Annotated in this window: 9 protein-coding genes; 5 read left to right on the top strand and 4 right to left on the bottom strand. The window is 64.2% G+C overall.

Going from position 1 to position 14,077, the window contains the following annotated elements; translation table 11 throughout:
- Positions 1-314: 314 nt before the first annotated feature.
- From ACNO8S_RS04140 to ACNO8S_RS04150, 3 genes are all read left to right on the top strand, one after another.
- Positions 315-728 carry a CBS domain-containing protein gene (locus tag ACNO8S_RS04140; RefSeq protein ID WP_049942937.1) on the top strand — a complete coding sequence of 138 codons (414 nt, stop codon included), beginning with the start codon at positions 315-317 and terminating at the stop codon, positions 726-728.
- A 154-nt stretch (positions 729-882) separates the two neighbouring features.
- A complete protein-coding gene (gene gltB, locus ACNO8S_RS04145; RefSeq protein ID WP_420182521.1) occupies positions 883-5,430 on the top strand; it encodes a glutamate synthase large subunit in 4,548 nt (1,515 codons plus the stop codon).
- Positions 5,431-5,617: 187 nt separating this feature from the next.
- Positions 5,618-6,589, top strand: coding sequence for a prohibitin family protein (locus tag ACNO8S_RS04150; protein ID WP_014039838.1), 972 nt, complete (start codon positions 5,618-5,620; stop codon positions 6,587-6,589).
- Positions 6,590-6,649: 60 nt separating this feature from the next.
- Here the strand turns inward: ACNO8S_RS04150 and ACNO8S_RS04155 are convergent, their stop codons facing one another.
- Positions 6,650-7,210: a type IV pilin gene (locus ACNO8S_RS04155; RefSeq protein ID WP_023843170.1), complete on the bottom strand. Its 561-nt coding sequence runs from the start codon at positions 7,208-7,210 to the stop codon at positions 6,650-6,652.
- A 213-nt stretch (positions 7,211-7,423) separates the two neighbouring features.
- Between ACNO8S_RS04155 and ACNO8S_RS04160 the strand changes: the two genes are divergently transcribed.
- Positions 7,424-8,407 (top strand): NAD-dependent epimerase/dehydratase family protein, encoded by a 984-nt coding sequence (locus ACNO8S_RS04160; protein WP_420182522.1) that lies wholly within the window; start codon positions 7,424-7,426, stop codon positions 8,405-8,407.
- A gap of 3 nt (positions 8,408-8,410) precedes the next feature.
- Here the strand turns inward: ACNO8S_RS04160 and ACNO8S_RS04165 are convergent, their stop codons facing one another.
- Together ACNO8S_RS04165 and ACNO8S_RS04170 are read right to left on the bottom strand one after the other, a co-directional pair.
- Positions 8,411-9,481: a TrmB family transcriptional regulator sugar-binding domain-containing protein gene (locus ACNO8S_RS04165; protein ID WP_129754901.1), complete on the bottom strand. Its 1,071-nt coding sequence runs from the start codon at positions 9,479-9,481 to the stop codon at positions 8,411-8,413.
- Positions 9,482-9,663: 182 nt separating this feature from the next.
- Entirely contained in the window at positions 9,664-12,258 is a 2,595-nt protein-coding gene (locus ACNO8S_RS04170) for a beta-glucosidase (RefSeq protein ID WP_420182523.1), read from the bottom strand.
- A 142-nt stretch (positions 12,259-12,400) separates the two neighbouring features.
- Between ACNO8S_RS04170 and ACNO8S_RS04175 the strand changes: the two genes are divergently transcribed.
- A complete protein-coding gene (locus tag ACNO8S_RS04175) occupies positions 12,401-13,459 on the top strand; it encodes an NAD(P)-dependent glycerol-1-phosphate dehydrogenase (protein WP_129754902.1) in 1,059 nt (352 codons plus the stop codon).
- Here the strand turns inward: ACNO8S_RS04175 and ACNO8S_RS04180 are convergent.
- Positions 13,456-13,971: an NUDIX domain-containing protein gene (locus ACNO8S_RS04180; RefSeq protein WP_014039844.1), complete on the bottom strand. Its 516-nt coding sequence runs from the start codon at positions 13,969-13,971 to the stop codon at positions 13,456-13,458. The two genes, ACNO8S_RS04175 and ACNO8S_RS04180, sit on opposite strands and share 4 nt — an antisense overlap.
- Positions 13,972-14,077: the final 106 nt, after the last annotated feature.

The following is a 14,077-nucleotide window of genomic DNA, read 5'->3' on the forward strand; positions in this document are numbered from 1 at the left end:
CGATGACCACTGCTGTCTCTATGTATATAAATCGCCGTCAGACTACAGTCATACAAACGCCAAACGGCGAACAGATACCGTCGTGGGAACCGTGGATGTATCGCCCATTCTGGGTCATCAGCGGTGGGCCGACAGCCCCGACGTGATCGACCAGTCGGGATGCGGCGTCGGGGAGACAGCGAGCGACTGGTTGGGTGGTGCATTCGTCGGCGCGAGCGCGGAATATTAAGACCTTATATATTTCTCTGCATCGCTGCAATCGGTAAATATCCGGAACCAACACGGTTATACCTCGCCCTATGTTATCGGCTGTCATGGACGACGTGTTTGTCGGACGAATTATGTCATCGCCTGTCACCACTGTTGCTGCTGACGCGAACGCGAAAGCGGTCGCCAAGCGGATGCTCGACGAGAACATCAGCTCTGTTGTTGTCGTCGACGCTGACGGAGCGTTGTTGGGGATTCTCACCTCCACGGATTTCGTCGAAATCGCCGCAGAAGGTGGCGATACGACGGCGCTAGACGTGTCTGACTTCATGACGACGGAGCCGGTTACAGTAACGGCAAACGACCCCATCGAGGCGGCCGCAAGCCTGATGCTGGACCACAGTGTCCACCACCTCCCTGTCGTCGATGAGACGGAAGGAGTCGTCGGAATGTTGACGACGACTGACATGACGGCCTACGTTTCGGGTATCGAGCAGTCATCCGCTCCTGTGCTCGGCTGAACAGCGTGTGAACCGCCAGCCTGCGGACGACCGTTTATAAACCATGATACAGTCCCAACAATCGTTATAAATATATACTCCCTAATGTGGGGTTAAACAACACTAATACCATTAGGATTACCCTCTTATAGTGGCATCCCCAGTCGTGAAACACATGGTTGAGCGACAGACAGGTCTCTCTGCAGGCGACGCCGGGCTTGCAGATCCCACGGACGAACGGTCGAACTGTGGCGTCGGGGTCGTCATGGACCTCGACGGCCAGAGCGACCACTGGGTTGTATCGGACGGACTCGAACTCCTCGACAACCTCGAACATCGAGGGACGACAGGAGCCGAGCAAGATACGGGCGACGGAGCGGGCATCATGCTCCAGATCCCCCACGAGTTTTTCGCTGCCGAAGTCGACGCCGACCTGCCGCCCGCCGGCGAATACGCCGTTGGCACGCTCTTTCTCCCGAAAGACGACGAGGTCGCCGGGAGTCTGAAGGACCTCGTCGAGACGGAACTCGCCGCAGAGGGCCTGGACGTCCTCGACTGGCGCGACGTCCCGACTGACAACAGCGACCTCGGCGCGACGGCGCTCGAATCTGAGCCAGACATCGTCCAGTTTTTCGTCACTTCCGCGACGGGCAAGACCGGCGACGCCTTCGAGAATCAACTGTATATCGGCCGCCGGTCGCTCGAAAACACCGTCAAGGAAGCGAAACCACCGGGTCACGAGCGCTTCTATGTTGTCTCGCTCGCGACCGACGTAGTGGTGTACAAAGGCCTGCTCAAGGCCGAACAGCTCGAAGACTACTACCCTGACCTCGAAGACGAGCGGCTGCAGTCCACGTTCGCGATGGTCCACGCCCGCTTCTCGACGAACACGCTGGGCGCGTGGCACCTTGCCCACCCCTACCGCCGTGTCATCCACAACGGCGAGTTCAACACGATTCAGGGGAACATCAACTGGATGCGCGCTCGGGAGACTGACATCCAGAGCGACGAGTTCGAGGGCGACTTAGAGAAAATCAAGCCGATTATCGACGACCCCGAGCAGTCGGACACCGCGAGCGTCGACAACGCGCTCGAACTCCTGCTGCAGGGCGGCCGCGACCTCCCCCACGCGCTCCGGATGCTCATCCCGGAGGCCTGGCGCGGCGAGATGAACGACGTGACCGGTGACCGGCGTGATTTCTATGACTACCACGCCTCGCTGGTCGAACCCTGGGACGGCCCGGCGCTCGTCGCGGCCACCGACGGCGACCGCATCGGTGCCGTGCTGGACCGGAACGGGCTGCGCCCGTGTCGCTACGACGTGCTGGAGGACAACACGCTCGTGATGTCCTCGGAAGCCGGCGCGCTGGAACACGACGCCAGCGAGATTCAAGAGCGCGGCCGGCTCCAGCCCGGACAGTGTTTCCTCGCCGACCCCGAAGAGGGGCGTGTCATCCCCGACGCCGAAGTGTTCGACGACATCACGGACGACAAGTACGGCGAGTGGGTCGCCGAAGAACAGGTCGCCCTCGACGAGGTCGCCGACCGCGGGGACAACGCGCCCCGGGACCCCGCGGATGCCCTCCGAAGCCACCAGGCCATGTACGGCTACACGTACGACGAGGTCGACCACCTCATCGAGCCGATGGCCGAGAAAGGGAAAGACCCCGTCGGCTCCATGGGCGACGACACGCCGCTGTCGGTCCTCTCGCAGTTCAACCGTCCGCTGTTCACCTACTTCAAGCAGCTGTTCGCCCAGGTGACGAACCCGCCGCTCGACTACATCCGCGAGGAACTCGTCACCTCGCTGGAATCCCGGCTCGGGTTCCAGCGCAACATGCTCGACGAGAGCCAAGATCACGCCCGCCAACTCGTCCTCGACTCGCCGATCCTCACCGACGAGGAGACGGCGTCGATCAAGGACCTGAACGCCAACGGCATGTCCACGAAGGTCATCGATATTACCTACAAAGAGGGCGGCGACCTTCGGCAGGCCGTCGAAGACGTGCGGGCCGAAGCCGACGCCGCTGCCAAAGAGCACGACATCCTCGTGCTCTCGGACCGTTCGGCCAGCGAGGACCGCGTGCCGATTCCGAGCCTGCTGGCCGTCGGTGGCGTCCACCACCACCTCGTCCGCAACGGCCTCCGCAACCACGTCGGGCTCGTCGTCGAGTCCGGCGACCCGCGTGCGGTGCATCACTTCGCGACGCTCATCGGCTACGGCGCTGGCGCGGTCAACCCCTACCTGGCTTACCAGACCATCGAGGATCTGGTCGCTGGACCGGACGGCGCGGACCTCGCCGACGCTATCGACGCCTACATCACCGCCGTCGAGGACGGCCTTCTGAAGACGATGGCCAAGATGGGTATCTCCACCGTGGAGTCCTACCAGGGCGCTCAGATCTTCGAGGCCGTCGGCCTCTCCTCGGACTTCATCGCCGAGTACTTCGAGGGGACGACCTGCCGGACGGAGGGTATCGGCATCGAGGAGATCGAGGACGACCTCACCCAGCGCCACGAAATCGCTTGGAGCGAGGAAGAGCCGGAGATGCCCCGCCAGGGCGAGTACGAGTTCCGCTCGAACGGCATCCACCACCAGTGGAACCCCAACACGGTCGGCAAGATCCAGCAGGCTGTCCGCATGGGTGACTACGACACGTACAAGGAGTTCGCCGAGCTGGTCAACGACCAGAACGAGGAGCTCCAGACGCTCCGTGGCCTGCTTGAGTTCGACTCCGACCGCGAGTCCATCCCCATCGAGGACGTCGAGCCGGTCGAGGACATCGTCGAGCGCTTCGAGACGGCGGCGATGTCACTCGGGTCGCTGTCGCCCGAGATGCACGAGAACAACGCCATCGCGATGAACCGGCTTGGGGCCAACGCCAACACCGGCGAGGGCGGCGAGCCGCCCGAGCGGTTCGACACCGAGAAGGAGTGTACCACGAAGCAGGTCGCCTCCGGCCGCTTCGGCGTCACCTCGGATTACCTCGCGTCGGCCGACGAGCTCCAGATCAAGATGGCCCAGGGCTCCAAGCCCGGCGAGGGCGGCCACCTGCCCGGCAAGAAGGTCAACGAGATGATCGCTCACGTCCGGTACGCGACGCCGGGCGTCGGCCTCATCTCGCCGCCGCCGCTGCACGATATCTACTCCATCGAGGACCTCAAGCAGCTCATCCACGACCTCAAGGCCTCGAACCCCGAGGCTGACATCAACGTCAAGCTGGTCTCCGAGGACGGTATCGGGACCATCGCGGCCGGCGTCGCCAAGGCCAACGCCGACGTGGTCCACATCTCGGGCCACGACGGCGGGACCGGCGCGTCACCGAAGACCTCCATCAAGAACGCCGGTCTCCCCTGGGAACTGGGCGTCTCCGAGGCCAACCAGATGCTCCGGGCGACCGGCCTGCGCTCGCGCATCAAGGTGACCACCGACGGCGGCATGAAGACGGGCCGCGACGTGGCCGTCGCCGCCCTGCTCGGTGCCGAGGGGTACACCTTCGGGACCGCTTCGATGGTCACCTCCGGCTGCGTGATGGCCCGGCAGTGCCACGAGAACACCTGCCCGGTCGGTATCGCCACGCAGAACGAGAACCTCCGTGAGCGGTTCCCCGGTGAGCCACAGCACGTCGTCAACTACATGACGTTCGTGGCCCAGGAACTGCGGGAGATTATGGCCGAACTCGGCTTCGAGACGGTCGACGAGATGATCGGCCGACCGAGCGTGCTGGCACAGCGCGACGACGTGTCCCAGCCGAAGGCCCAGAAGCTCGATCTCTCGGGAGTCATCGCGGAGCCGGCCGACAACGACGGCCGCTACAAGCAGCGCGAGCAGACCCACGAAGTCGACGAACAGCTCGACTGGGACCTCATCGACGCCGCCGAGGACGCCATCTACGACGGTGATCCGGTCGCTATCGACACCGAGATCAACAACGTCAACCGTGCGGTCGGGGCAACCCTCTCGAACCGCATCTCCCGCGAGCACGCAAGTGACGGCCTCGCGGACGACACTATCCGGGTCGACTTCGACGGCACGGCCGGCCAGTCCTTCGGCGCGTTCCTCGCACAGGGCGTGACGATGGAACTGACCGGGACGGCCAACGACTACGTCGGCAAGGGGCTCTCCGGTGGGAAGCTCATCCTGAACACGCCGGACAACGCTCCCTTCGACCCGGCGGAGAACATCGTCATCGGCAACGTCGCGCTGTACGGCGCGACCCAGGGCGAGGCCTACGTCAACGGCATGGCCGGCGAGCGCTTCGCCGTCCGAAACTCCGGGGTCAAGGGCGTCGTCGAGGGCGTCGGCGACCACGGCTGTGAGTACATGACCGGCGGCGCTATCGTCGTGCTGGGCGAGACGGGCAAGAACTTCGCGGCCGGGATGTCCGGCGGCGTCGCCTACGTCTACGACCCCGACGGCGAGTTCGCCGAGAAGGCAAACACCGGCATGGTGTCGCTGGCTGATACGCTCGAAGGCAAGGACCGCCAGATGATTACCCGACTCGTCGAGAACCACGCCGCCTACACCGACTCCGACCGCGCGGCGGAACTGCTCGATGACTGGGACGCCGAAGTGGAGAACTTCACGAAGGTGATGCCCGACGCCTACGCCGAGGTCATCGCCGACCGCGAGCGCGACGACGTGCGCAACGAGCCGCCGGCCAAGGCCGCGCCGAGTGCCGAAGCCGCCGAAGCCGACTTCGCCGCCTCGACAGACGACTGACGCGCGGTTATTCGTCGGTTTTGGATATCAGTTGGCAATAGCTCGCTTTTTTCGATCACAATTGAGAGGGAGGTCCGGTAGCCCTAGTGCGACACTGTGACAATCAACCGCTGGCTCTATAGCCGTCGGGCCAAAGTGCGGGACATGGTCCCTGTAAACCAACCGTGGTATCGCATCGGAGCACAGCATGAGTGACATCCCTGACCCTGGCCCTGATTCCGGGTCGGATATCGACATCGATGTCGGCCGCGGCCTCCGTATCGGCGTCAGCATCGTTGTTGCCCTTGCCGTCGCAACGGCCCTGTTCGGTGGCTATCATCAGGTCCCCGAAGGCCACGTCGGCGTCCAGAAATCGTTCGGCGCGGTAACCGGCGCTGAATTCCAACCGGGCGCACACATCATCGTGCCTGTCAAGGACTCGGTCCAGGACGTGGAAATCCGGCCACGGACCTACACCATGGCCAACACCGAGGGCGAAGGCGACAGAGCGGCCCAATCCGATGCGGTGACCGTCCAGACGATAAACGGGACGACGGTCGACATCGACATCACCGTCCGGTACAAGGTCGAAGAAGCGGACGCGTCAGGGTTCGTCACGGAATGGCGGAACGTCGAACAGGCGGAGGAACGGCTTATTCGACCGTCCGTTCGGTCGCAACTCCGTGACGAGGCCGCCGGTATCCAGACAAGCGAAATATACACCAACAGCGGCCGCGAGCGGCTTGGTGAGGCGGCACAGCAGAAACTCGAATCCGCGTTTGAGGGCGAAGCGCTCGTCCTCGAAGAGGTACAGGTCCGTGACGTCGACCTCCCGGACTCGTACGACCAGGCGCTCAATGACAAGGAAATCGCCAAGCAACGCGTCGAAGAGAAGAAGTTCGAGATTCAACAGGCCGAACGCGAGAAGAAGCGTCAGGAGATTCAGGCCGAAGCCGACGCCCGGGTTATCGAGATTCGCGGTGAGGCACTTCGGGACAACCCGGTCGTGCTGAAACAGCAGTACGTGCAGAGCATCGACGATTCGGATAAGGTCATTCTGGCGACTGACGACGAGGGGACACCGATTATCCTGCAGACTGGCAGGAGTAGCGGCGGAAACACTTCCAGTGCCGATACGGGGTTCTCGACAAACGTGACGAACGCAACGGGCGGGAACTGACCACAGGCAAGAAGGAGCGCCTCGTTCGTTTTTGTCCCGCTGTGCCGGGTACCTGTCGAGTCATGCAGTTAATTCCTGTCGGATAATAACCGCGTTCGACGGGGTGTGCACGACTCGGACGGTTACCGTGTCGCCCGACTGCAAGTCACAGTCCCCGCCTGCGATTCGGAAGATGATAACGTCACCGGGGCGGAACTCGTCCGTAACCAGTGCCCCGGTATCATCGGCACCGCGCTCCGTGAGCGAGCCAGTGCTCTCGTCGAAGAGATCGTCGCCCTCGATGTTGTCACTCTGTGGCCGGTCACCGGATTTCGCCGGCAGATTGACTAACCGCCCGTGCTTTTCAGTTCCGTCACCGCTACAGTCGGCACTGACTGCCACTTCGATATCCGAGACACGGACGACATCTCCAGCAACGTGCGTGATACGGACGATGCCCCCGTCGAACCCATCCTGTGCGGCGAACTCACCGTCTGATTGGCCGATTACGGGCGCTGTATCATCCAACGTCTCCGCGAGGTCAACCGTCGCCATAGACAGCACTGCCGCGAGAACGACAGTTACCGCCACGAGAAGGATAACTGAAATGACCGAAGAGACAGCACGCAACTGACCCGTCACTGGGTCTGCTACTATCCGGTTACATAAAAACACCCGCAACGGGACTGGCGTGAGACGTCGTCTTGAACCGTACATTGCCGGTTCTATCATCGCATTCTGCGGAGAAACCGGTCGTCTTGCCGCCCCGGCAAACAATCGGTATCGACTGTCGGACCTGCGGCAGACTCCGGCGGTGAGCCACACTGTTTTGCTGGTCCCGTCCGAGCACAGCGTATGGACAGCGTCCTCGTCATCGGCGGCGGCAGGTTCATCGGCCGACACACGGTCACCGAGTTCCGCGACGCGGGCTACGACGTGACGATGCTCACCCGCGGCCAGCGCTCGAATCCGTTCATGAACTCCGATGTCACTCACATCAAGGGCGACCGGAACGAGCGGGACACACTCGAAACCGCCCGCAAGCAGATCGTTCCCGACGTAGTCGTCGACTGCGTAGCGTATTTCCCGGAAGATGTCCGGGCGGCGACCGACGTGTTTGCCGACGTCGACGCGTACGTGTATATCTCAAGTGGTGCGGCCTACGGCGTCGAACGGACGCCCAAGCGGGAGGGGGAGACGCCGCTTGCGGGCTGTACCGAGGCGCAGGCGACAACCGACAGCGCGGAGACCTACGGGCCACGGAAAGCTGAAGGCGACCGCGAGGTGTTCGCCGCCGCGGAGGACGGCGTGCGGGCGATGAGCGTCCGGCCGACCGTCGTGTACGGCCCCTACGACTACACCGAGCGGTTCGCCTACTGGGTGGACCGCGTGGCCGAGTACGACCGAATTGTGGTACCTAGCGACGGCCTCAGTCTGTGGCAGATGGCCTACGTCGAGGACGTGGCGAGCGCGCTTCGCCTCGTCGCGGAGCGAGGGACGGCCGGCGAGGCGTACAACGTCGGCGACGAGCACGCGCCGACGCTCCGGGAGTGGGTTGACCTGCTCGCCGGAGTACATGACACGTCCGTCGAGACCATCGGCGTCGGCGAGCGTGAGCTCGCGGCGGCGGGACTGGACCCCGACGACTTCCCCATCTACCGCGACTCGCCGCATCTGCTGTCGACGGCGAAGCTCCGCGACCTGGGCTGGTCGTCGACGCCCCACGAGACGGCGCTGGCCGTGACCGTCGCCGAGCATCGGGAGAACGACCGAACCGGCCGGGAGTTCGGCCCGGACCGAGACACGGAAGCGACGCTTATCGACCGCCTGACCGGGTGATCACTACGCCCGGCGGAGCGTCGTGTGCTTGACCTCGTAGTCCTCCAAGAACGCGCCGTATCCGCCGACAGCGATGTGGTCTTGTCCGGTGTCGACGACCAGCGAGTTCTCGAACCCGAAGTCGCTGTTGTGCGGTTCGACGAGGTTCTGTCGGACATCGACCACCTCGCCGGATATCACTTCGAAATCGTCGTCGGAGCCTGTCGGCCGCGCGTACAGGTCGGCGACGACGGACTCGCCGGCCCGGAGCGCGAGCGTGATCGTGAACACGACGGGGCGGAACATGTCGTACCGGGCCGGAAGCGATGGCGGCCGCGAAAGGAGGACCTCCTCACCTATCGGCCAGTAATTGCCCAGGTAGGAACCGACTAACACCGCCGCGACCGCCTCCTGCGTGAACGTGATCGCGTTCGTTTCGTCGTGGTCCCAACTGAGCATCGTCGACGGCGAGACGAACCCGCGCTGCTGGTCCGTCGCAAGCAACGAGGGCGCGCCGTCGAGGCCGAGACGGACGGCGTTGGCGACGCCCTCCAGGTCCAGTTCCATCGTAGCCGCGTCGTAACTCGACAGCGTCAGGAGCACGAGGATGCCCCGCTGCCGGGCACGGCGGAGCGTGTCGCGGATCTCCGGGAGCCGACGGGCCGGGACCTGGAGCACGACCTCGCATTCGGCGGCTTCGATGTGCTGTTTCAGGCGCTTGATGATGGTCGGTCTGGATTTGACCACCTCGAAGGAGTTGTCGTCGGCCGAGTTGTTCTCGTACCGGGTCTGCACCGCCGTTTCCAGCGTGTCGAGTTCGCGTCTCAGCGTTCCGAAGGCCTCCGACGGGGGCGTCGCACGGATGACCGTCGGCGTCCGGTGGTCGTCGACGGTGACGAAGCCGTCCGCGGCCAGCGAATCACAGATGTCGTACACGTAGCTCTTGGAGACCCCCGCTGTTTCAGCCACCGTCCGGGCTGTCGCCGGTCCCGTTTCGACGACAGCGAGGTACGTTTCGGCCTCTGTTTCGGAGAGGCCGTACTGCTGGAGTCGGTCCCGAACGGTCGCGTTGGGTTGGCGTGTGGAGTCAGGCATAACTGTCCCGCTCAAACCGTGTTAGCTGGCTTCGTGTCATTGGATCGCTGTTTCAGATAGTATCACTGAGTATATATAATGATTTGTGGGCGTGCGAGCGGGCCGGCGTGCCTCTGGACGTGGCGGTTCTTTGATGTCCGGTGGCCAGCGGAAACACTGCGGAGTCGGTCGCGGGAACCGTCTCAGGAACGCTGCCGAACCTCGTCGAGCAGGTCGACGACGTCTTCCATGGTGGGGTCGCGGCTGGTGTTGTCGCCGTTGCCATTTCCGTTCCCGTTGTTGCCGTTGTTTCCGCTCCCGTTCCCATTGCTCTGACCGGGGTTGCCCCCTGACCCGTTCGGGAGGCCCGGAACAGGGTCCGGTTCGGTGATGCTCGCCGTGTTCTGGACGGTGAGCGTGGTCGTCGGGCCGTCCTGGCCGACAGTGAGTTCGTACTCGCCGGCTTCAACGACCTTCGGGGCGACTCCGAGCACGTCACCGGGGACGATTTCTAACGCCGTCAGGTCGGCGGTCACGTCCACCGTGGCTGACTCGCCGGAATCCAGCGAGACGCGCTCGTAGCCGAGCAGGCGGCGCTTCGGCTGGAGCACCGAGCCGTAGGACTGGGTATTGAACACTTCGACTATGTGCTCGCCGGCCATCTCGCCGGTGTTCGTCACCTCGACGCTGACGGTCACTTCGGACTGGTTGGCCGGGTTGCCGACGGTCGGCTGTGTGACCGAGACGCTCCCGTACTCGAAGTCAGTGTAGGAGAGGCCGTGGCCGTACTCGTAGATCGCAGTGTTGTCCGTTCCGCCAGTCGACGTCGGCTCGTAGCGGTTGTACTGCACGGGCGCCGTGCCGACGTTCTCGGGCCAGCTGAACGGGAGCTTGCCCGAGGGGTTGTACTCGCCGACCAGCGTCTCGGCGATGGCGACCCCGCCGTCGCTGCCGGGCTGGCCGGCAAACAGGAAAGCGTCGAGCCGGCTGAACGTCTCCGGGGACCCCCGCGGCGCGCCGGCGAGCATGACGCCGATGATCGGCGTCGAATCGTCGGTGGACTCGACGACGGTGTCCAGAAGCGCCTGCTGGGACTCGTCGAGCACCAGTTCGTCACGGTCGCCGAAGCCTTCGTTGTGGGTCCCCTCGCCGATAACGACGACCACGGCGTCGGATTCGGGGGCCGCCGACTCGACCTGTGACCGCTGTTCATCGGTGAAATCGAAATTCCCGTTCTCGTCGCTCTGCTGGTTCTCGCCGTCGCCCTCGCCGGCCCACCAGGTGGTGTTCTCGTATGAGGTGGGGACGTGGGTGAGACTGCCGACGCGGGATCGCAGCTCTTCTTCGAGGAGATTCTGGCGGGGATACGGGCCGCCGGCGCTGGCCCCCTGCCAGCCCAGCGTCCAGCCGCCGTGTTGCATCAGCGCGCGGGTGTTGTTGCCGTCGCCGTCGACGCCGGGGCCGGTCAGCAGGACGCTCTCGTCGCCCGACAGCGGGAGCGTGTCCGCGTCGTTTTTCAGGAGGACCAGCGACTCCTTGGCCATCGTTTCGGCGGTCTCCTGTGCGCCGCCGAGCACGTTGCCGATGCGGGACTCGTCGACTGTCGGCTGCTCGAACAGGCCGAGGTCGGCCTTCAGTTCGAGGATGCGGCGGACCGCTTCGTCGATGCGCTCCATCGGAATCGCGCCGTCTTCGACGAGAACGACCACGGTGTCGATGAACTGGACCGGTCCCGGCGCGTCGCCGCCGTTGCCGATCATGTACATATCGACGCCGGCGTTGATCGCCATCTCCGCCGCCGTTTCGAAGTCGGGCGCGTAGTCGTGGTTCGTGAGCATTCGATTCAGGTCGTCCCAGTCGGAGACGACCATCCCCTCGTAGCCGTAGGTGTCCCGGAGCAGCGTCGTCAACAGCCAGTGGGAGGCGTGGGCCGGAACCCCGTTTATCGAGCCGCTGTTGACCATCACCGTGCCGGGCTCTGATTCCAGTGCCTCCCGGTACGGCGGGAGGATGTTCGTCCGGAGGTCACGTAGCGATGTCGAGGCCGGTGCGCGGTCGTTGCCGTTGTTCGGGACGGAGTAGGCCGCGAAGTGTTTGACACACGCCGTCAGCCGGTCGTCGTCCTCAAGCGCTCGCGCCCGCGCCCGCGAGACATCCGCTTCGAGTTTCGGGTCCTCGCTGATGCCCTCGAAGAAGCGGCCCCAGCGGGGGTCCCGCTGGAGGTCCGTCGTCGGTGCGAACGTCCAGTGTGCCCCCATCGACGCCGTCGCGTCGCTCGTGTGCCGTTCGGCCTCCGCGATCAGACTCAGGTCGCGCGTCACACCCATGTTCAGCCGCTGGGGGAACACCGTTGCCCCCTCCAGCAGGCCGTTTCCGTGTGTCGCGTCGACGCCGTAGAGGAACGGAATGTCGTGGTCGGCGTTGTTGAGGTTGTACTTCTGGAGGGCGTTGATGCCCTCGACCACGCTACTGGCGTCGAAGCTCGGCGGCTCGGCCCCACCCGAGAGGATCGACCCGACGCCGAGTTCGCTGAAGTACTCGCCGACCGTGTCGACCCCGAAGCTGTCGGGGACGTTCGATCCCTTCGGCTCCGCCTCGAAGGAGCTGATCGCGACCTGTGTCATCTGGGCCGCTTTCTGTTCCAGTGTGAGGTCGCCGACGAGCGAATCGACGTCCGGTTGCGCCGCGGCCGTCCCAACACCTGCGCCGGTGGCGGCCGCTGCCGTGGCCACACCGGTCGCTTTCAGAAATGTCCGCCGAGACGCCCGCATACCGTCGTCAGTCGTGTCATGTGCCATGACAGGCGCACCCAAACAGTGATGTTAATAATTGTTTTTGGAAAACTGGCGTGTGATTGTTGTTAAAAGATTTCGGTTGCCGCGCAGTCGGACCGCCAGTTGCACCTAAACTGTTTTCACGCGTGCCCGGAGACAGGCAACCATGTTCGAGAAACGCACCTGGATTCGCCTCCCCCGGAACGTCGTGGTCGGGCACGGAGTCCTCGGGCAGACGATAGAGGCCGTCAGCGAACTCCACCTGACCGGCCGACCGCTCGTCGTCTCCAGTCCGACGCCACACGATGTCGCCGGCAAGCGGGTCGTCGCACAGTTCGAGGACGAGGGGTACGACCCATCCGAGATCGTCATCGAGGAGGCCAGTTTCGATGCCGTCCAGCAGGTCATCGACCACGCGAGCGACATCGACGCGGGCTTCCTGCTTGGTGTCGGCGGTGGGAAAGCTATCGACATCACGAAGATGGCGGCCGACGACCTGGGACTGGGCTTCGTCTCGGTCCCGACGGCCGCGAGCCACGACGGCATCGTCTCCGGCCGCGGCTCTGTCCCCGAAGGTGATACGCGCCACAGCGTCGCCGCCGAACCGCCGCTGGCCGTCATCGCCGACACCGAGGTGCTGGCAGAGGCCCCCTGGCGGCTGACCACCGCCGGCTGTGCCGACATCATCTCGAACTACACTGCGGTTCGGGACTGGCAGCTCGCCCATCGCCTGAAGAACGTCCACTACTCGGAGTACGCCGGCGCGCTCTCCCAGATGACCGCCGAGATGCTCGTCGAGAGCGCTGACTCGATAAAGCAGGGGCTCGAGGAGTCATCCTGGATTGTCGTGAAAGCGCTCGTCTCCTCCGGCGTCGCGATGTCCATCGCTGACTCCTCCCGGCCGGCGAGCGGCGCAGAACACCTGTTTTCCCACCAGCTGGACCGGCTCGTCCCCGACGGCGCGCTCCACGGCCATCAGGTCGGTGTCGGCTCGATAATGACCGAGTACCTCCACAGCGGCCAGAAAGGCAAGTGGAAAGACGCCAGAGACGCGCTGGCGGCCATCGGCGCGCCGACGACGGCAGACGAACTTGGTATCGACGACGAGACGGTGATCGAAGCGCTGACCACAGCTCACCAGATCCGCGACCGCTACACGGTGCTCGGGGACGGTATGAGTGAAGAAGCGGCGATCGAAGCGGCGACGGTCACCGGCGTTATCTAAACCAGTTCCGCGACCGCGACATCGCTTGAGTCGTCCCATCGAATCGACGCTTCGGCCTCAGCGACCGTCTCGGCGTCACTGCCGCCGGGCGCGGCCCTGTTGATTTCGGCGTCGAACACGATACTGAGTCGATACACCGTCTCGGCGTCCGGGTCTGCCTCGTTTCGCACACCACAGATGGTCGCCCGAACCGCGTCCCGAATGGTACACGAGACGCCGGCTGTTTCGGTGACGACTCGTTCGGCCGCTGCCGCCGGCCGCTCGGCCCCCTGTGTCTGTCCCTGTGGTATCTCCCAGGACCCGTCGGCGTCGCTGAGTAGCACGTCGCCCGACTCGTTGTGGACGAACGCGTGTACGTCCACCTGTCCTTCCCGTGAGCGCTCGACAGCACGCTGGTACGCCTCCGAACCCACCGAAAAGGTGGTCTGGTCCACCGGCGTCGAGCCGAACTCCTGTTCGAGCCGGGCGAGGCGTTCCTGCACCCGCGCTCGCGAGCGCTCGGCTATCTCCATACGAAACGGTGCTTCGGCAGCGTAATAAATCCGCCTGAACGCTCTCACAGTTTGAAACTACCCTGTGCGCCGGCTGTGATGCCCCGTAATACCGTCCGTCACAGCA

The sequence above is a fragment of the Haloarcula sp. KBTZ06 genome (assembly GCF_048595605.1).
GTDB classification, from domain to species: domain Archaea; phylum Halobacteriota; class Halobacteria; order Halobacteriales; family Haloarculaceae; genus Haloarcula; species Haloarcula hispanica.

What these genes read in the sequence shown, in the direction of transcription:
- ACNO8S_RS04140 (WP_049942937.1), top strand. Translation starts at nt 315, where the DNA reads ATGGACGACGTGTTTGTCGGACGAATTATGTCATCGCCTGTCACCACT.
- ACNO8S_RS04170 (WP_420182523.1), bottom strand. Translation starts at nt 12,258, where the DNA reads ATGGCACATGACACGACTGACGACGGTATGCGGGCGTCTCGGCGGACA.
- ACNO8S_RS04180 (WP_014039844.1), bottom strand. Translation starts at nt 13,971, where the DNA reads ATGGAGATAGCCGAGCGCTCGCGAGCGCGGGTGCAGGAACGCCTCGCC.
- ACNO8S_RS04165 (WP_129754901.1), bottom strand. Translation starts at nt 9,481, where the DNA reads ATGCCTGACTCCACACGCCAACCCAACGCGACCGTTCGGGACCGACTC.
- gltB (WP_420182521.1), top strand. Translation starts at nt 883, where the DNA reads ATGGTTGAGCGACAGACAGGTCTCTCTGCAGGCGACGCCGGGCTTGCA.
- ACNO8S_RS04175 (WP_129754902.1), top strand. Translation starts at nt 12,401, where the DNA reads ATGTTCGAGAAACGCACCTGGATTCGCCTCCCCCGGAACGTCGTGGTC.
- ACNO8S_RS04150 (WP_014039838.1), top strand. Translation starts at nt 5,618, where the DNA reads ATGAGTGACATCCCTGACCCTGGCCCTGATTCCGGGTCGGATATCGAC.
- ACNO8S_RS04160 (WP_420182522.1), top strand. Translation starts at nt 7,424, where the DNA reads ATGGACAGCGTCCTCGTCATCGGCGGCGGCAGGTTCATCGGCCGACAC.